The organism is Pseudoalteromonas shioyasakiensis (assembly GCF_024518675.1).
Taxonomy (GTDB): Bacteria; Pseudomonadota; Gammaproteobacteria; order Enterobacterales; family Alteromonadaceae; genus Pseudoalteromonas; species Pseudoalteromonas shioyasakiensis_B.
In genome coordinates, this window is sequence record NZ_JANIGL010000001.1 from 906,372 (window position 1) to 924,634 (window position 18,263).

General features: G+C 41.8%; 17 protein-coding genes. 5 read left to right on the forward strand and 12 right to left on the reverse strand.

What is annotated here, in order from left to right; all coding sequences use genetic code 11:
* Window positions 1-259 precede the first annotated feature (259 nt).
* The 5 genes from NQT69_RS03915 to cydC are packed head-to-tail and all read left to right on the forward strand — an operon-like array spanning window position 260 to window position 6,622.
* Complete coding sequence (locus NQT69_RS03915; protein WP_256826397.1) at window positions 260-1,846, forward strand: cytochrome ubiquinol oxidase subunit I; 1,587 nt, start codon at window positions 260-262, stop codon at window positions 1,844-1,846.
* Complete coding sequence (cydB, locus tag NQT69_RS03920) at window positions 1,843-2,982, forward strand: cytochrome d ubiquinol oxidase subunit II (RefSeq protein WP_306173948.1); 1,140 nt, start codon at window positions 1,843-1,845, stop codon at window positions 2,980-2,982. Before NQT69_RS03915 ends, cydB begins: the two co-directional genes overlap by 4 nt.
* 11 nt (window positions 2,983-2,993) lie before the next feature.
* Complete coding sequence (gene cydX, locus NQT69_RS03925) at window positions 2,994-3,146, forward strand: cytochrome bd-I oxidase subunit CydX (RefSeq protein WP_256826398.1); 153 nt, start codon at window positions 2,994-2,996, stop codon at window positions 3,144-3,146.
* Window positions 3,136-4,896: a thiol reductant ABC exporter subunit CydD gene (gene cydD / locus NQT69_RS03930; RefSeq protein ID WP_256826399.1), complete on the forward strand. Its 1,761-nt coding sequence runs from the start codon at window positions 3,136-3,138 to the stop codon at window positions 4,894-4,896. Before cydX ends, cydD begins: the two co-directional genes overlap by 11 nt.
* Window positions 4,889-6,622, forward strand: a complete 1,734-nt coding sequence (gene cydC / locus NQT69_RS03935) for a thiol reductant ABC exporter subunit CydC (RefSeq protein ID WP_256826400.1) — start codon at window positions 4,889-4,891, stop codon at window positions 6,620-6,622. Before cydD ends, cydC begins: the two co-directional genes overlap by 8 nt.
* Here cydC and NQT69_RS03940 read toward each other — a convergent pair.
* The 12 genes from NQT69_RS03940 to pyrH all read right to left on the reverse strand — a co-directional run bounded on the left by NQT69_RS03940 (window position 6,619) and on the right by pyrH (window position 18,132).
* On the reverse strand, window positions 6,619-6,987 hold the full coding sequence (locus NQT69_RS03940) for a septal ring lytic transglycosylase RlpA family protein (RefSeq protein ID WP_306173949.1): 369 nt from the start codon (window positions 6,985-6,987) through the stop codon (window positions 6,619-6,621). The genes cydC and NQT69_RS03940 overlap by 4 nt on opposite strands.
* Window positions 6,988-7,119: 132 nt before the next feature.
* On the reverse strand, window positions 7,120-7,890 hold the full coding sequence (gene lpxA / locus NQT69_RS03945; protein ID WP_256826401.1) for an acyl-ACP--UDP-N-acetylglucosamine O-acyltransferase: 771 nt from the start codon (window positions 7,888-7,890) through the stop codon (window positions 7,120-7,122).
* A gap of 2 nt (window positions 7,891-7,892) precedes the next feature.
* The gene (gene fabZ / locus NQT69_RS03950; protein WP_256826402.1) at window positions 7,893-8,345 is read right to left on the reverse strand and encodes a 3-hydroxyacyl-ACP dehydratase FabZ; all 453 of its coding nucleotides are present in this window, start codon (window positions 8,343-8,345) and stop codon (window positions 7,893-7,895) included.
* A 13-nt stretch (window positions 8,346-8,358) separates the two neighbouring features.
* The gene (gene lpxD, locus NQT69_RS03955; RefSeq protein ID WP_256826403.1) at window positions 8,359-9,396 is read right to left on the reverse strand and encodes a UDP-3-O-(3-hydroxymyristoyl)glucosamine N-acyltransferase; all 1,038 of its coding nucleotides are present in this window, start codon (window positions 9,394-9,396) and stop codon (window positions 8,359-8,361) included.
* A gap of 10 nt (window positions 9,397-9,406) precedes the next feature.
* Window positions 9,407-9,925, reverse strand: a complete 519-nt coding sequence (locus tag NQT69_RS03960) for an OmpH family outer membrane protein (protein WP_256826404.1) — start codon at window positions 9,923-9,925, stop codon at window positions 9,407-9,409.
* 12 nt (window positions 9,926-9,937) lie between these two features.
* A complete protein-coding gene (bamA, locus tag NQT69_RS03965) occupies window positions 9,938-12,409 on the reverse strand; it encodes an outer membrane protein assembly factor BamA (protein WP_256826405.1) in 2,472 nt (823 codons plus the stop codon).
* A gap of 101 nt (window positions 12,410-12,510) precedes the next feature.
* A complete protein-coding gene (gene rseP / locus NQT69_RS03970; protein ID WP_256826406.1) occupies window positions 12,511-13,863 on the reverse strand; it encodes a sigma E protease regulator RseP in 1,353 nt (450 codons plus the stop codon).
* Between the two features lies 1 nt (window position 13,864).
* Window positions 13,865-15,070 (reverse strand): 1-deoxy-D-xylulose-5-phosphate reductoisomerase, encoded by a 1,206-nt coding sequence (gene ispC / locus NQT69_RS03975; RefSeq protein WP_256826407.1) that lies wholly within the window; start codon window positions 15,068-15,070, stop codon window positions 13,865-13,867.
* Window positions 15,067-15,933: a phosphatidate cytidylyltransferase gene (locus NQT69_RS03980; RefSeq protein WP_256826408.1), complete on the reverse strand. Its 867-nt coding sequence runs from the start codon at window positions 15,931-15,933 to the stop codon at window positions 15,067-15,069. Before NQT69_RS03980 ends, ispC begins: the two co-directional genes overlap by 4 nt.
* Window positions 15,934-15,949: 16 nt before the next feature.
* The gene (locus tag NQT69_RS03985; RefSeq protein WP_256826409.1) at window positions 15,950-16,729 is read right to left on the reverse strand and encodes an isoprenyl transferase; all 780 of its coding nucleotides are present in this window, start codon (window positions 16,727-16,729) and stop codon (window positions 15,950-15,952) included.
* Window positions 16,730-16,810: 81 nt separating this feature from the next.
* Entirely contained in the window at window positions 16,811-17,332 is a 522-nt protein-coding gene (gene frr / locus NQT69_RS03990) for a ribosome recycling factor (RefSeq protein WP_306173974.1), read from the reverse strand.
* Window positions 17,333-17,382: 50 nt separating this feature from the next.
* Complete coding sequence (gene pyrH, locus NQT69_RS03995) at window positions 17,383-18,132, reverse strand: UMP kinase (RefSeq protein ID WP_087530699.1); 750 nt, start codon at window positions 18,130-18,132, stop codon at window positions 17,383-17,385.
* Between the last annotated feature and the right edge of the window lie 131 nt (window positions 18,133-18,263).

Below are 18,263 nucleotides of genomic sequence, written 5' to 3' on the forward strand. Positions count from 1 at the left end.
TAACAGATAACTGCCTAATTGTATGAGTATGGCACTGTAACAATACGAAGCCTAATAAAGACTTATTAAACAATTGAATACTTTTACTTTTATTACTAGTATTGTATTAAATTCATCCAATCTAAAAACAAAGGAAATGTTGCTTTGCGTTATTTTACATTTATTAGTTGACTAAACTTAATATAAGATTAACATTAACGAACTTTCAGTAATTTCTGAAACATGATGTAACCAACCGTCAAACCTAAGGAGCTCAATAATGATAGATGAAACCTTTGTGGATCTATCGCGATTGCAATTTGCAATTACCGCCCTGTTTCACTTTCTCTTCGTCCCGTTGACTCTCGGCATGACTTGGATTTTGGTGATCATGGAATCTGTGTACGTGATGACAGGACGCGAAATATACCGCGACATGACCAAGTTCTGGGGTAAATTGTTTGGCATCAATTTTGCTGTTGGTGTAGCCACAGGCCTCACAATGGAATTTGAGTTTGGTACCAACTGGTCTTATTATTCTCATTATGTGGGTGATGTGTTTGGCGCCCCATTGGCCATTGAAGGCTTAATGGCATTCTTTTTAGAATCCACTTTTGTTGGCATGTTCTTTTTAGGTTGGCAGCGCTTAAGCAAACGCCAGCATCTCGGCGCAACATTCCTCATGGCCATTGGTACTAACTTATCTGCACTGTGGATACTGATTGCAAATGGCTGGATGCAAAACCCCGTTGGCGCTGAATTTAACTATCAAACTATGCGAATGGAAATGACGAGCTTTGCTGAGCTTGTTTTCAACCCTGTGGCTCAAGTTAAGTTTATTCATACCGTCTCTGCTGGGTATGTTGCAGCCTCGATGTTTGTATTGGGTATTAGTAGCTGGTACATCTTAAAAGGCCGTGACTTGGCCTTTGCTAAGCGTTCATTCTCCGTTGCCTCAGGCTTTGGTTTAGCCTCTATTTTGTGCGTTATTTTACTCGGTGATGAATCAGGTTACGAAGTAGGCGAAGTACAAAAAGTGAAGCTTGCAACGATTGAAGCTGAGTGGCATACCGAAGAAGCCCCGGCTGCATTTACCGCGGTAGGTATCCCTGATTCAGATGAACAAGTCACCCATGCTGCGGTAAAAATTCCTTATGCGCTTGGCATAATCGCCACCCGCTCACTTGACGAAGAAGTTACAGGGATTAGTGATTTAGAGAAAAAGCATGAAGTACGAATTCGTAACGGTATGATTGCTTATGAATACCTCGAAAAACTCAGAAATGGTGATGACACTGCTGAGAATATAGCTAAATTTGATACCCTGAAAGATGATTTAGGTTATGGCTTACTATTAAAGCGTTATACGCCTAATGTGGTTGATGCAACCGAAGAACAAATTCAAAAAGCGGTTAAAGATTCTTTCCCACGGGTTGGCCCTATGTTTTGGTCATTTAGAATCATGGTTGGTTGCGGCGTGATAATGCTATTTGTATTTGCCCTGTCATTTTACTACAACGCTCATCGTGTGATTGAACAAAAGCGCTGGCTACTCAAAGCCGCTCTATGGAGTATTCCACTACCCTGGATAGCCATTGAATTTGGCTGGATTGTAGCTGAATATGGCCGCCAACCTTGGGCAATATCTGAAGTATTGCCAACATTCCTTGCAACGTCATCATTAACGGTCAATGACTTACTGCTGAGCATCACGGGCTTTGTGATTTTCTATATTATTCTTGCCGTGATAGAAGGTTGGCTCATGCTTAAGTTCGTAAAATTGGGGCCAAGCTCTTTGCATACAGGTAAGTATCACTTCGAGCTAGAAAAAGCAGATCAACAGCTAAACCAAGGAGCACAATCATGATTTTTGATTACGAAACCTTAAAATTCATTTGGTGGCTGTTAATTGGGGTATTACTCATCGGTTTTGCCATCACCGATGGAATGGACATGGGGGTAGCAATATTACTGCGCCTCGTTGGTAAAACTGATTTAGAGCGCCGCACAGTGATCAATACTATAGGTGCACACTGGGATGGTAACCAAGTATGGTTTATTACCGCAGGTGGTGCATTGTTTGCGGCTTGGCCAATGGTTTATGCCGCTGCGTTCTCCGGCTTTTATTTTGCAATGCTACTTGTGTTGTTTGCATTGTTTTTGCGCCCTTTAGCTTTTGATTACCGCTCAAAACTTGAATCAGCACAATGGCGAAACAATTGGGACTGGGCCCTACTGGTTGGTAGCATAGTGCCAGCGTTAGTCTTTGGCGTTGCTTTTGGTAATGTTTTACAGGGTGTGCCTTTTGACATGGATAATTTGATGCGTGTCACTTATCAAGGGTCATTTTTTGGCTTATTAAACCCATTTGCCTTAGTGGCGGGTTTAGTGAGTGTGTTAATGCTGGTGGGTCATGCGGGAATGTGGTTACAGCTTCGCACTGATGCAGAGGTGGCAAGTCGTGCTGCACAATATGGACGGTATGCTTTGAGTGTATTTGTAATTCTATTTGCTGGTGCTGGATTATGGGTGGCAAACCTAGATGGCTATCAAATAATATCAATGCCTGATACGCAAAGTTACGCCAATCCACTCGCTAAAGTTGTCACAACCAGCTCTGGAGCTTGGCTTGATAATTATAGCAAAATGCCGTTAACGATTATTTTCCCAGTGCTGGCTTTTGCAGGCGCAATCATCGCGGTGGTCTTGTCAAAACTTAATAAACCAGCGCTAGGCTTAGTGTCAACCAGTCTAATGTTAATAGGCGTTATTATGACTGCGGGCGCGGCGATGTTCCCGTTCGTTATGCCATCGAGCAATAACCCAAATATCAGTTTAACTATGTGGGATGCAGTTTCTAGTCATATGACACTGAATGTAATGTTTATTGCAGCATTGATTTTTGTGCCTATCATCTTAACCTACACAACATGGTGTTATGTAAAAATGTGGCGTAAGGTCACCCAAGATGAAATTCAAAATAACACGCATGGTAGCTACTAAGGAGACAAATTATGTGGTATTTCGCATGGATACTAGGTGTTTTACTCGCATGTACATTGGGCGTTATTAATGTGATGTGGTATGAGTTTCAACAACATAAAGACAGCATCGCTGACGATGAACTTGAGTTGCATGAGAGACTAAAACGCCATAATGACAACTAAACCCCGTCCTGATCGCGCGCAGCAAATAAAGCTGCGCGCATTTCTAAAGCAGTATAGTCACAGTGGCTCACGCCTTTTAAAAATCAGTATTTTACTTGGAACATTAAACGCGCTGCTGATGATAGCCTCGTGCTACTTAATCGCCAATGCTGTCCATTTAGTAATGTTTGCAGATAAACAACTAGATGATATCACGTACCTACTATGGCCTTTAGCCGGATTAATTTTACTGCGTGCACTCTTTTTAGCACTTAGCGAGCGAATTAGTCATTATGCGGCACAGAAAATAAAAACCGCTATGCGTAAAACCTTACTGGCAAAGTTAAATCGCCTTGGGCCTATCTACAGCGAGCAAAAAGGCCATGGCGCTACGCTAAACACGTTACATAATGGAGTGGAAGCCTTACATCAATATTACGCAAATTATTTACCCAGTGTCGCTTACAGTGCGCTCATTCCTTTAGCTATTTTGGTGATCATATTTCCCACAGATTATAAAGCCGGACTGATTTTTTTATTTACCGCCCCACTGATCCCATTTTTTATGATTTTAGTCGGCCACAAAGCTGAAGAGATCAACCAGCAACGCTGGCAACAACTCTCTGTACTCGGTAATTACTTTTTTGATAGATTAAACGGCTTAAGTCAATTAAAGCTTTTTAATGCTACCCGTCGTGAACTTAATAATATCGCGAAAATCTCTGACGATTTTCGCACCTCAACGATGAGCGTGTTAAAGGTGGCGTTTTTATCGGCATTTGCTTTAGAGTTTTTTGCTACTATTAGCGTCGCGTTGGTGGCGGTCATTATTGGCTTTCGACTCTTTTTTGGTACATTGGATTTTGCCACTGGCTTTGTTGTTTTATTATTAGCGCCTGAGTTTTACTTACCGCTTCGTCAAATGGGCACCCATTACCATGCACGGTTAGAAGGTATCAGCGCGGCAGCTGATATGATTGATATAATTAACGCAGAGGAAGAGTTACCGGCTGCGCAGCAAAAGCAACTGACATTGCCAATTAAAAGCGTATGCACTAACCAGCTCAATTTTTGCTACCCACATAGTAATGAAGGAATAAGTAATATTAACCTGCATTTTCCTGCCCAAGGTTTAATTGCCTTTGTTGGCGATAGCGGTGCAGGTAAAAGTACTTTATTTGACTGTTTACTGGGCTTTCACCTACAAGCTAATAGCCAAGTGCTCATTAATAATACTCCCCTTTCAGCATTGGACTGTCAAAGCTGGCAGCAACATATCGCGTGGATCCCGCAACAGCCTACCCTGTTTTATATGAGTGTGGCCGATAATTTACGTATTGCGAAAGTCGATGCGACCCAAGCCCAATTAGAGCAAGCAGCAGCAAAAGCCGGCGCCCTTGAATTTATACAAGCACTACCGCGAGGTTTTAATACCTTATTAGGCGAACAAGGTGAAGGTTTATCTGGTGGACAAAAACAACGCATTGCACTAGCGCGTGCGTTTTTAAAAAGCGCCCCCATACTTATGCTCGATGAACCCAGTGCTCACCTCGATAGCCAAACAGAAAAACTAATCAACAACGCAATCGTAGAATATGCAAAAGATCACTTGGTAATGGTGATAGCACATCGCTTAAATACCATTACCCAAGCAGATACAATTTATGTTTTAGAGCAAGGGAAAATAATCGAACAAGGTACTTATCAGCAGTTGTGTCAACAGCAAGGTAAACTTTGGCAGTTATCTATTGCAGGAGCGACTCATGAGTAACTTTATCCGCTTATTAAAGCTATGTAAGCCTCATGCGGGAATGCTATTGCTCGGCGCGTTTTTATCCACGCTGACAGTACTTGCTAATGTTGGCCTGCTTGCTATATCAGGCTGGTTTTTAGCCGCCATGGCCGCCGCGGGGATTGCATCCGTACACATGAATTACTTTACACCAGCTGGGGTGATCCGATTTTTAGCTATTGTCAGAACCGCCTCCCGTTATGGTGAGCGCTTAATAACCCATAATGCGACATTTTTACTGTTAAGTGAAATTAGAGTAAGTGTGTTTTCCACGTTAAGTAAGCTCAGCAATGTGGATTTAGCCATGAGCCGCAGTGCTGATTTAGTCAGCCGCATGCAAGATGATGTAGATGCATTGGATACCTTTTACTTAAATGTGTTATTACCTATTATTGTTGCTTTGATCAGCATACCGGTTGTAATGCTGTTTATGAGCGCATATAACCCAAGTGTGGCATTATTGTGTTTTACAGCGCTAATGATTGTGGGCGTACTGCTCCCAGCGTTTTTAGGCCATAAATTTAGTAAAACAGCAGCGCAAGAACGTGAACAATCTGCACTTCTACGTGCGCATTTGTCTGACTCATTAAAAGGGGCCCGTGAGCTGGCTCTCTATCAGGCATCAGATAAGCAACTTATCGAATGCGATAATGCCAACCGCGACTACAATCAATATATTCAAAAACGCCACAGCGCCGTGGCTAATAGTGACGGTTTGACGTTATTAATTACCCAGCTAACCATGCTAGGCAGCATTATTATTTTAGTCCCTTTAGTACGCAGCGCTGAAATAGCGAATGTAGAATTAGCGATGATGAGCTTATTTGTCTTGGCCAGCTTTGAAACCGTTTTAACGCTGCCAAATGCATTTATCCAATTACCTAATGCGCTTAGCGCAGCAGCACGTATTTTTGAGCTGGAAGATAAACTTGGCAAAGATACACCAGCGGCGACCATTAGAGTAAAAAACCAACCTCTTGGTATTAGATTTACTGACATTGATTATTACTATCACTCACAGAGCAAAGCACTAAAAGAAATAAATCTAACCATCAATGCAAAACAAAAAGTTGCCCTAGTGGGCCCTAGTGGCAGTGGTAAAACAACCTTAATAAACTTACTCAGCGGGCTATGGCCAACGCAAGCAGGTAAGATTGAACTTATTTGCGACAATCAGCAAATCAATTTAAATACTCTATCCACAGATAACCGCTTTGAGTTATTAACCATAGTAGCGCAACAACACCATATATTTGATGGCACACTTGCACAAAATCTAAGGTACGCGCTGCCAGCAGCTACTGATGAGGCATTATTAAAAGCCTGTGAACAAGCACAGTTAGGCCCTTGGTTATCACAGCTACCTGAGGGCTTAAAAACGCGTTTAGGCACTGCTGGTCGTACTGTTTCACAAGGCCAAGCTCGGCGTATCGCCATTGCCCAAGCGTTGCTACGCGATAGCGCTATTATTGTACTTGATGAACCAACAGAAAGTTTAGATAACCATACCAAACACGCTGTCATCGATACCGTGATGGACGTAATGGCAGTGAAAACTGTTATTACGATTACCCATGATCCGGCGCTGTTAAACAAAATGGATCAGGTTATTTGGCTCGAACAGGGTGAAATTCGTGCCATAGACTCGCACCAGTCATTGCTACAGAATGAACACGATTATGTCTCTTTAGTCACGCGATTCTAGGGCGATGTGATAGTTGTAATACGGACATCAATTAATCCATCATTTAGATCAGCGATTTCAATGAACGCCTGTTTAGATAAATCAATAACTCGGCCGCGAACAAATGGCCCGCGGTCATTGATTGTAACAATCACCGTTTTATTATTTGCTAAATTTGTCACCCTGACCTTAGTACCAAACGACCAGGTTTTATGAGCTGCACTAAAAGCCTTCTGGCTAAATGATTCACCACTGGCGGTTAGTCGACCTTGGTATTTATCTGCATAGAAGCTAGCCTGCCCCTGCTCACTTAACCCCGCTGATGGTACGCTACTACAACCAAACAACACACTAATGATAATACTGGTTGTGATCACTTTGTACAAAATAAGCTTCCTCAACGATAAGTTGCTCCAAGTATACTTACACTAAATGATCTAGGGCTGAATTAGCGCTAAAAAACAAATACAAAAAAGCCACCGGTTATTGCTAAGCGGTGGCTTTTAAAAACGCAAAGATTATCGAATAATCCCGCGCTCTGAATTCTTTACAAAATCAACCATAAGCTGTACTGCAGGATATTTAGCAGCATCTTCGCTCAGTGCAGCAATTGCTTCATCAACACCTAAACTCTTACGGTAAAGTGTTTTATAAGCACGGCGTGTCGCCATTACTTCATCACTTTCAAAACCACGGCGCTTCATACCTTCGGTATTAATGGCAACAGGGCCTGCAGGTGTACCAATCGTTGTAACAAATGGTGGTACATCTTTGTTCACGCCTGAGTACATACCAACAAAAGCATGCGCTCCCACTTTACAAAATTGGTGTATGCCAGAGTTACCAGCAAGGATAACCCAATCACCGATGTGTACATGGCCAGCAACTGACGCATTATTAGCAAAAATAACGTTATCACCAATCACTGCATCATGGGCAACATGAGTGTACGCCATGAACAAGTTGTTACTACCAATTTTAGTAACACCTTGATCTTGAATGGTACCGCGGTGAATGGTTGCACATTCACGGATGACATTATTATCGCCAATAATCAGTGTGGTAGGTTCATTGTTGTATTTTTTGTCTTGGCAGGCTTCACCAACCGACGCAAATTGAAAAATATGATTGCCAGAGCCAATAGTAGATGGCCCTTTAACAACAACATGAGACTCAATAATACAGTTATCACCAATAACTACATCGTTTCCAATATAGCTGTATGGCCCAACAGAAACATTATCACCTAATTTGGCACCTGATTCGATTATCGCTGTAGGATGGATCACAATTAAAGCTCTCTTCTCGCACACATGATTTCAGCAGTACATACTACTTTACCATCAACTTTTGCTTCTGCTGCAAACTTCCATATATTGCGGCGCTCTTTTAAAAACTCTACATGCAAATGCATAGTATCGCCAGGGACAACTGGTTGCTTAAAACGTGCGTTATCAATAGCTGCAAATAAGTATAGCTCATTTTCACTACGGTTCTCGACAGTTTTAAAACCAAGTAAACCAGTCGCTTGTGCCATCGCTTCTAAAATAAGTACACCAGGGAAAATTGGTTGATTTGGAAAATGACCTGTGAAAATAGGCTCATTAGCCGTCACATTTTTAATAGCATGCAGTGACTCACCCGGCGTGTAATCCAGTACACGATCAACCAATAACATCGGGTAGCGATGCGGAAGTAAGCTCAAAATATCTTGTATATCTAGGCTATTTAATTCGTTTGCCAAAATAGCATCCTTATTAATTATCAACGTTTAATGACTTAGTCAGAGCCTCTAGCGCTTTAAGGCGATCTTTCATCTCTGGCAAATTACGTAAATGAGCAATATTACGACGCCACTCTTTGTTACTTGAGTGAGGTATGCCTGATGAATAAATTCCAGGTTCTGTAATAGCTTTAGTGACCATGCTCATACCGGTAAGTATAACACCATCGCATATCTCAATGTGACCATTTATACCAACTAGTCCCGCAAATTGACAATTTTTACCGATTGTAGTACTCCCTGCGATAACTGTGCAACCAGCAATGGCGGTACCTGAACCGATTTCTACGTTGTGGGCAATGTGAACTTGATCATCAATAATGACATTACTGTTGATAATGGTATCGTCTATTGCGCCTCGGTCGATTGTGACACCCGCACCGATTTCCACTTTATCGCCAATAATTACAGCGCCTAATTGCGGTATTTTAATCCATTGGCCTTTATCATTTGCGTAGCCAAAGCCATCACTACCAATGATTGCACTTGCTTGAAATAAACAGTTTTCACCAATTTCAACATTATGATACACAGATACATTTGACCAAAACTTCGTATTGCGCCCTACTTTCGCATTTTGACCAATAAAGCAATTGGCCCCTACTTGCACCTCATCTGCAATAACTGCTCCCGCTTCAATCACGGCATTAGCCCCGATAGAGGCAGTTTTAGCGATGACTGCATCTGGGTGAACAACTGCACTAGGGTGGACTCCGGAAGCTGCAGAAGCTGGGGTCGTATCCATTATTTGGGCAAGCTGTGCATAGCTATTGTAAGGATTCGCTGCAATCAGCTTATTACCTTGATAATACTTTGCGTCTGCTGCAGATAAAATGACAGCACTAGCTTGTGTGTCATCCAGCTGGCTGCGATATTTCTTATTCGCTAAAAATGCAATATGCCCAGAACGGGCATTTGCAAGAGTCGCTATTTTTGATATTTCTAGAGCGCCATCACCATCAAGCTCGGCGCCCAGAAGTTCCGCAATCTGCGAAAGCGTGTAATTTTGCATATCTATATTTCTATTGCTTACTTACTTTTTCAACAACTTTATCTGATAAATCAGAAACCGTTTTCGGGTTAAAGTAAATCGTAGTGTCTTTTACTTTAACTTCATCGTATTTACCGTCTTTAGCAACTTCTTGAATTGCATCAATAATTAGCTTTTGTACTTTCGCTAATTCTTGATTTTGACGTGCTTTGATTTCTTGCTCTAAAGGACGACCTTTCTCAGCAAGGCTTTTTTGCATGCCTTCAACTTTTTCACGAAGCGCATCTTTTTGTGCCTGACTCATAGTGGTAGCTTCACGCTTGAATTTTTCTGCTTCAAAACGAATGTCGCCTTGTAGCTTTTCTAGCTCTTGACGGCGCTCAGCAAATTCAGTCTGAAGCGTTTGTTCTACTTTCGCCATTTGCGGGATTTGCTTGTAGATTTCTTGCATGTCTACAATACCGACTTTATGAGCAAATGCGCTCGCAGATGTACCCATCATAAGTGTTGCTAAAATAGCGATAGCTGATGATTTAAATGATTTTTTCACAAAAAAACTCCTTTAGAAAGTGTTACTAATATTAAAGCTAATGGTCTTCGTATCGTCATCTTCTTCTTGTTGCAATGGATACGCAAAACTAATCAGCATTGGACCCATAGGTGAGATCCACTGTAATGATAAACCGGTTGAAACCCTAAAGCGCATAGGATCTGAATAATCCTCTAGTTTTGCGCGCTCATCCGGTCCTAAACTTTGATAACGGTCAACGTTAAATTCTGTATCCCATACGTTAGCAGCATCAACAAAGAAGCTGGTACGCACAGAGCTTGTATTCTCTTCATCTAAGAATGGAGTAGGAACAATCAGCTCCATACCCGCAACGGCTTTGGCATTACCACCTATTCGCCCTTGAGGAGTAAGTACATCAAACTCTGACGCGCCGCCTATACTGCCAGTCAAGGTACCATCTGGCAATGGTGTGCCAGGAATAAGTTGCGGCGTACGTGAAATAGCACGTGGTAAAATAGTATTTCGGTCAAAACCACGTAATTCCATTTCTGTTATACGGAAGTATTCTTGGAATGGTAATGTTTGATCGTAGCCATTGGTGTTGCCATAACCATTGCCGTAACCCAATGCGGCACGGGTTGAGAATACCCAACGATGGTTATCACTGATTGGCCAATAAAAACGCGAATCATAGTTTAACTTAAAGTAGGTTAAGTCTGAGTTTGGTGTCGTTCCAGTCAAATTAAGCGTTTGACGTGAACCAGCAGTTGGGAATAAACCACGGTTTACTGTGACACGTGACCAACCGACACTAAGCTCATACTTAGTAAAGTCAAATCCGGCATCTGGGTTTTCAGGGTCTAAGAAGGTTTCACGCATAACACGTGTTTGTTCGTATTCAGCAATCTCTGAAAGCTCTTCTTGGATCCAACGAACACCAAAGTTAACACGGTTTACCGCATCAATAGGGAAACCAATATTGGTGCCGATACCATAACTTTTCGATTTATAATCAACTAAGCTAAACTTACTCGCATCGTAGTTACTATAAAATATGCTACTACCTTGCGATACACCATCTGGAGTGAAGTACGGGTCTGTATAAGATAAACTTACACGCTCTGAACCACGCGAAGTATTGATATTAAAACCAATTTGATTACCTGTGCCTAAGAAGTTTGACTCAGTAACACCAATGTTAAATTGCAGACCAAGGTAAGAACCATAAGCAAGGCCCGCATTAAAGCTACCCGCTGATTGCTCTTTTACTGTAAAGTCGACATCTACTTGGTCATCAACACCGGGTACTGGCACCACATTAAAATCAACACTTTCCATGTAAGGCAAACGTTGAATCTGCAGTTTAGAGCGCTCTAAGTTTTGATTAGAAAGCCATGCGCCTTCTAGCTGTGTCATTTCACGGCGTAAGACTTCATCAGCCGTATTTTGGTTACCACCAACAATAATTCGACGCACATACACACGCTTACCTGGATTAACAGATAACGTTAATTGCACTTCTTTATTTTCATCATCGATTTCAGGAATGGTACGTACTTCGGCATTGGCATAACCAAACCGCGCAAGGTAACTTTTAATAAACTCTTCAGATGAAGTAACCACTGAGCCGTTATAAAGTTCACCGGCACGCAGTGGGATAACACTTTTAATTAGCTCTTCTCGGCCTAATAAATCGCCAATGAAGTCAAAGCCTTTAACTTTATATTTAACACCTTCGCTGATATTAGCCGTAACATACACTGATTCACGCTCTGGACTGACTGATACTTGCGTTGAGTCGATATTAAAACGTAAATAACCGCGGTCTAAATAATAACTGCGAATGTTTTCCAGATCCCCTTCGATGGTTTGCTTTTGGTAGCGATCGCTACCCATAAACTGCCACCAAGGTAAATCTTGTTGTGATTCAGCCAGTGCTAATAACTCTTCGTCAGAAAACAACTCATTACCGACTAAGTTAATTTGACGAATTGAAGCTGCATCCCCCTCGTCAAACTCAAGTTTAAGTTTTACGCGGTTACGCGGAAGCTTGGTAATGCTGATATCGATTTTAGCGTTATACTTACCAATACTATGGAAAAACTCAATTAAGCCTTTTTCAATGTTATCAACCACGGTTTTATCAAGTGGTTCACCTTGGCGAATATCTTGCTGCTCTAACGATTGAGTTAACTGTTCGTCTTTAATATCTTTATTGCCATCAAACTCAATAGCACTGATTGTTGGGCGTTCAGTTACTCTAAAAATAACATTATTGCCATCACGTAATGCTTTTATATTGTCAAAGTGACCTGAGCTATACAATGACTTAATTGTTTTTGAAATTGTATAGTCATCTACACTGTCACCGACATTGATTGGAATATGCGTTAATGCAGCACCAAGTGCTACACGCTGTAAACCTTCAACTTTTAAATCGTCAACAATAAAGGAGTTTTGGCCAAGGGCCGCAAAGCTCGCCCCTAATAAACTTGTTACTGCCAAATGTTTTTTTATAGCCATTTTATTATCTTTATCCTTTACAACTGTATTACCGCTCAACACCTACACTAAAACGACTGGTGTTTTACAATCGTGTTTTAATTCGAAACTGCCGCTATTATTTATAAACGAGATACATCATTGAACAAAGCGAAGCATGTTAGAAAAATGAGTAGCAAGGCTCCCACTTTAAAACCAAATTCTTGCGTCTTCTCAGAGACCGGCTTTTTACGGAAAAGTTCAATTATATAATACATTAAGTGACCACCATCAAGCACTGGCAGGGGTAATAAATTAAATACACCCAAGTTAACACTTATTAATGCTAAAAAGCTTAAAAAGGCAACAAAACCATAGCTTACGCTAGTTCCTGCCCCAACAGCAATACCGACAGGTCCACTTAAATTTTTTACCGACACCTGACCTGTAATTAAATTACCGATCATGTCAAAACTTAAACTAATTAAGCGCCATGTTTCTTGTATGCCCAGCACAATACTATCGAGTGGACCATAATGTCTAGTCTCTATATACCCCTGAGGCCACTGTTCTACGACTGGCGCGACACCTAAAAAGCCTTGTTGCTGCCCATCAGCGGTATTTCTTGCTTTAGGCGTTACAATTAGCTGCTCTATACTATCTTGTCTTTTTACACTAAATTGTAATGATTTGTTAGCTGATTGCTGAATAAGATTAACTAATTGCTGCCAACTGCTTATTGTTTCATCACCTACCTTAATAATTGTATCGCCAACTCTTAAGTCTGCCTCAGCAGCGGCTGAATTTGCAGTAATTGCCGCGACTTCTAATGTCGCATTAGGTCTAAACGGTACAATACCCAATGACGCTAAAGGTGGCACGTCTTGTTGGTCTAACTTCCAGCCATCGATATTTATTGTTTTTACTTGTTCTTGATATTGCTCATCGCGCACGGTTACAGCAACACGACTATCCCCTAAACTTGCCATTAGTGAGAAAGTAGCATCTTGCCATGTGGTAATTTCATCATCGCCAATTTTGACTATTTGCTGCTTGGCAGTAATACCCGCCTGTGCTGCTCGGCTGCCTTCATTAACGCTACCAACCACCGGCTTGATCGATTGCACACCCACCATATACATTGCTGCTAAGGCAAAAATAGCAAATATAAAATTAGCCATTGGGCCTGCTGCAACGATGGCAATCCGTGCCTGCACTGATTTAGCATTAAAAGAAAGGTGGCGCTCAGATTCAGGGACTTCATCAACACGTTCGTCCAGCATTTTCACATAACCACCAAGTGGAATTGCTGCTATCACATATTCAGTGCCCTGTTTGTCGTGCCACTTTAATAGCGGTTTACCAAAACCTATCGAAAAACGCAGTACTTTTACCCCTGCTTTTCGCGCTACCCAAAAGTGACCATATTCATGCACTGTCACTAAAATACCGAGTGCCAGAATGAACGAACCTAGATTCCAGAAAAAATCGAACATATTAGCGTTGTACCTTACGTATTTGTTGTACTGCTTGCTCACGGGCTAATTGATCACACGCTAAGATTTCATCTAGGGTATGAACATTCACATTCGCAGTGGCATCTAAGGTGTGTGCATTTACACGGTAAATATCTGTAAAAGCAATTTCACCCTTTAAAAAAGCGGCAACAGCCACTTCGTTTGCAGCATTAACCGTTGTGGTCGCCCCCTGCCCGGCTTCACAGGCGGTCATTGCCAATTGTAAATTTGGATAACGCATAAAGTCAGGTTTAGTAAACGTAAAGTCAGCTATTTGCGAGAAGTTTAACGGCTTAACACCTGCACTTATACGTTCAGGGTATGCTAGCGCATGGGCTATCGGCGTACGCATATCAGGATTCCCCATTTGCGCAAGCACAGAGCCATCTTGATACTGCACCATGGAGTGGATAATACTTTGCGGGTGGATCACGACTTCGATGTCACTGGCTTGACAATTAAATAGCCACTTGGCCTCAATGAACTCTAACCCTTTGTTCATCATCGTGGCTGAATCAACCGAAATTTTTTGCCCCATTGACCAATTAGGATGAGCCACAGCTTCAGCCACAGTCACCGCTGCAAGGGTATCAATATCACGATTTAAAAACGGGCCACCAGAACCTGTAAGTAAAATTTTGCTCACCCCATGCTGTGCCAGCTTGGTATTATTTTGCGAGCCCTGCAAAGCGCTAGGTAGGCATTGAAATATCGCGTTATGCTCACTGTCTATTGGCAATAGTGTCGCTTTGTGCTCTTTTACCTTGTCAATAAACAACTGACCTGACATCACTAATGATTCTTTGTTTGCAAGGAGTACTTTTTTACCGGCTTCAACAGCACTCAGCGTTGGCATCAGCCCAGCCGCGCCGACAATAGCTGACATAACAGCATCAACACGCGGGTGAGCAGCAAGCTCGGCCATCACCTCAGCGCCACTGCGAATAATTGTTTTACAATCACTTCCTGCTAAATATTGGTTTAACTGTTTGGCTGCGTCAGTAGTCGCCATAACCGCAAATTCAGGTTGATGGGTTATACATAGCTGGGCCATACTTTTTGCATTACTGCCTGCGGTTAAAGCAAATACTTCAAACTTATCTTGATTACGCTCAACAACATCTAATGTGCTTATACCAATAGAGCCTGTTGCACCAAGTATAACTAGTTGCTGCTTACAACTCATAAACTAAGCGTCCAGGCATAACACAAAACAAAAATAGGTGCGGCGGCGGTTAAGCTGTCGAGTCTATCCAAAATACCACCATGACCTGGCAAGCATGAGCCACTGTCTTTGAGACCGGCCTCGCGCTTGAACATACTTTCTAATAAGTCGCCTATCGCAGAGAATAAAGCGATAAAAATTGTCATTACGGCATAAATAGGCCAAACGTTCATATCAACATCACTAAAGTGACAAAACGCTAAAACAAAAATTACGGCTGCCACAACACCACCTGCGAGGCCTTCAATTGTTTTATTTGGGCTTACTTTAGGCATTAGTTTATGTTTACCAAAGTTTTTACCAGTAAAGTAAGCACCAATATCGGCACTCCATACAATACCGAGAACGACCAGGATTAACATTGAGCCAAAATGGGTTGATTCAAGGTAATTAGCGCTGCGAAGAGTGTTAAGTGCAAGCCATAATGGTACTAAGGTTAAAATACCTGCAATTGCTCGCATCACTAAACCTTCATTCCATGCTTTAGCCATTGCAGGGTAACGCCATACTAAATAGGTTGCGACAATCCACCAAGAAAATGACAAGGTAAATATGTAATTTGCATCGCCGACGAGTTGACCGTCAATCCATAACGATTCTATCGGCCAATGCCAATTCAACAAAGCTAAAAATACACCGATAAATGCGACAAAAGCGATCCGCTTAAGTTTATCGCATAAGCCCATAAATGCAGACCATTCCCAGGCCCCCAAAAGAACAATAGCGCCAGCAATGTAGCTAAATAAAGTCAGTGGCGTATAAAAAACTAATAACAGCGCCAAAGGCGCTAGCACTAAAGAAGTTAAAATTCGTTGTTTTAGCAAAGTGTTACCCTTTTAATTAGGTTTCGGCGAGTAATTGTTTTATTTGTTCGCCGGTACAACCAAATCGTCGCTCTCTGGCAACGTAGCAGGCGATAGCGTCAGCAAAAGCAGCTTCATTGAAGTCTGGCCAAAGCGTATCTGTAAAATAAAGCTCAGCATAAGCTGCTTGCCATAATAAAAAGTTACTTATGCGCAAATCGCCACCAGTGCGGATCAGCAAATCAGGTTCAGCCTGATCATGCATACTCATTTGCGAAGCCATAAGCTGCTCAGTAATATCGTCAGGATCTAATTGTCCAGCAGCTACTTGCTTGCCTAATTGTTTTGCTGCATTCGCAACATCCCAACGGCCGCCATAGTTGGCAGCCACGTTTAACTTAAGCCCAGTATTATTCGCGGTAAGCTCATGCGCGGCATCAACTTTACTGCGTAAGGGGTCAGAAAAACGTGATAAGTCACCAATAATTGTTAACTTTACATTGTTTTTGTGAAGCTTTTTCACTTCCTTGCTTAGTACAAACAAAAATAGTTCCATTAACGTACTAACTTCATCTTCAGGACGCTGCCAGTTCTCGCTACTAAACGCGAACAAAGTCAGTGACTCCACACCCAGCTTAGTGCAGAACTGAACCGAATGCCTTACTGCATCGACACCCTTTTTATGCCCGTAAACACGCGGCCTATTTTTAGCCTGAGCCCAGCGTCCATTGCCATCCATGATTATAGCGACATGCTTGGGTAAACATTGCTGTGAAATTTTGTCAGCGTTAAGAACCATAAATATCGAGTATTCCATAAAAAAACGCCGCCTAGTATACCCCAGACGGCGTTTCAAAACTAATATATTTCATAACCCAGATTCAGGTTATTTAGCTGCTTAGATTTCCATCAACTCAGCTTCTTTCGCAGTTAACTGTGTGTCCATCTCTTTGATGAACTTATCAGTAAGCTTTTGGATTTCATCTTCTGCTTGGCGTGCTTCATCTTCAGAAATATCTTTGTCTTTCAATAAGCTCTTGATATCGCCATTTGCATCACGACGAATATTACGTACAGCCACACGGCCACCTTCAACTTCACCACGTACGATTTTGATTAAATCTTTACGACGTTCTTCTGTTAATGGTGGAAGTGGTACACGAATTACCGCCCCTGCTGACATTGGGTTTAAACCAAGATCAGAAGCCATAATTGCTTTTTCTACCGCTTGTGCAAGTGACTTATCAAATACGCTAAGTGCAAGTGTACGTGAGTCTTCAATTGTAACGTTAGCTACTTGGTTTAACGGCGTTGGAGCACCGTAATATGACACCATAATACCATCTAAAAGTGCCGGATGAGCACGGCCAGTACGAATTTTAGATAATTGACTGCCAAGTGCCGTTACACTTTTCTGCATACGTTCTGCAGCATCTTTTTGAATATCGTTTATCACGGTTCAATCCTAATCTAGTTAGTTACTTCATCTGAGGCTTGTGAAGAGATAAGAGTGCCTTCTTCTTCGCCCATAATAACACGCTTTAACGCGCCTGATTTATTCATATTAAATACGCTCAATGGCATATTATGATCACGTGCCAATGTGAATGCAGCGAGATCCATTACTTTTAATTCTTTATCAATGATTTCATTGTAGCTTAAGTGACGGTAAAGTGTTGCATCAGGGTTTTTCACCGGATCATCACTAAATACACCATCAACTTTCGTTGCTTTTATGACAGTGTCTGCTTCAATTTCGATACCGCGTAAACACGCTGCAGAATCCGTTGTAAAGAATGGGTTACCCGTACCCGCAGCAAAAATTACCACGCGGCCCGTTTTTAATAAACTAATTGCTTCAGCCCAATTGTATGCATCGCACACACCGTTTAATGGAATGGCTGACATCAAACGACAGTTAACAAATGCACGATGCAGCGCATCACGCATTGCCAAGCCATTCATTACCGTTGCAAGCATGCCCATGTGGTCGCCAACTACACGATTCATACCTGCTTCGGCAAGTGAACCACCGCGCAAGAAGTTACCACCACCGATAACTAAACCCACTTCTACGTCGAGTTCTACTAGCTCTTTAATTTCTTGTGCCATACGATCAAGTACTTTTGGATCGATGCCAAAGCCTTCGTCTCCCATTAAAGCTTCACCGCTTAATTTGAGAAGAACACGTCTAAAAATAGGTTTACGATTGATAGTCATAGTATTGGGGCCAACTTTTATTAAATTATGGATAAAAAATAACCGCGCTTATGATAAACATAAAAGCGCGGTTATTTTAAAGAATTTCTATGCGTGACGCAAAAGCAAATAGTACTTTAATTTCATGTATT

Bases quoted from the DNA above. Each gene is read 5' to 3' on its own strand.
- NQT69_RS03915 (WP_256826397.1), top strand. From the start codon at position 260: ATGATAGATGAAACCTTTGTGGATCTATCGCGATTGCAATTTGCAATT.
- cydB (WP_306173948.1), top strand. From the start codon at position 1,843: ATGATTTTTGATTACGAAACCTTAAAATTCATTTGGTGGCTGTTAATT.
- cydX (WP_256826398.1), top strand. From the start codon at position 2,994: ATGTGGTATTTCGCATGGATACTAGGTGTTTTACTCGCATGTACATTG.
- cydD (WP_256826399.1), top strand. From the start codon at position 3,136: ATGACAACTAAACCCCGTCCTGATCGCGCGCAGCAAATAAAGCTGCGC.
- cydC (WP_256826400.1), top strand. From the start codon at position 4,889: ATGAGTAACTTTATCCGCTTATTAAAGCTATGTAAGCCTCATGCGGGA.
- lpxD (WP_256826403.1), bottom strand. From the start codon at position 9,396: ATGCAAAATTACACGCTTTCGCAGATTGCGGAACTTCTGGGCGCCGAG.
- bamA (WP_256826405.1), bottom strand. From the start codon at position 12,409: ATGGCTATAAAAAAACATTTGGCAGTAACAAGTTTATTAGGGGCGAGC.
- rseP (WP_256826406.1), bottom strand. From the start codon at position 13,863: ATGTTCGATTTTTTCTGGAATCTAGGTTCGTTCATTCTGGCACTCGGT.
- ispC (WP_256826407.1), bottom strand. From the start codon at position 15,070: ATGAGTTGTAAGCAGCAACTAGTTATACTTGGTGCAACAGGCTCTATT.
- NQT69_RS03985 (WP_256826409.1), bottom strand. From the start codon at position 16,729: ATGGAATACTCGATATTTATGGTTCTTAACGCTGACAAAATTTCACAG.
- frr (WP_306173974.1), bottom strand. From the start codon at position 17,332: ATGCAGAAAAGTGTAACGGCACTTGGCAGTCAATTATCTAAAATTCGT.
- pyrH (WP_087530699.1), bottom strand. From the start codon at position 18,132: ATGACTATCAATCGTAAACCTATTTTTAGACGTGTTCTTCTCAAATTA.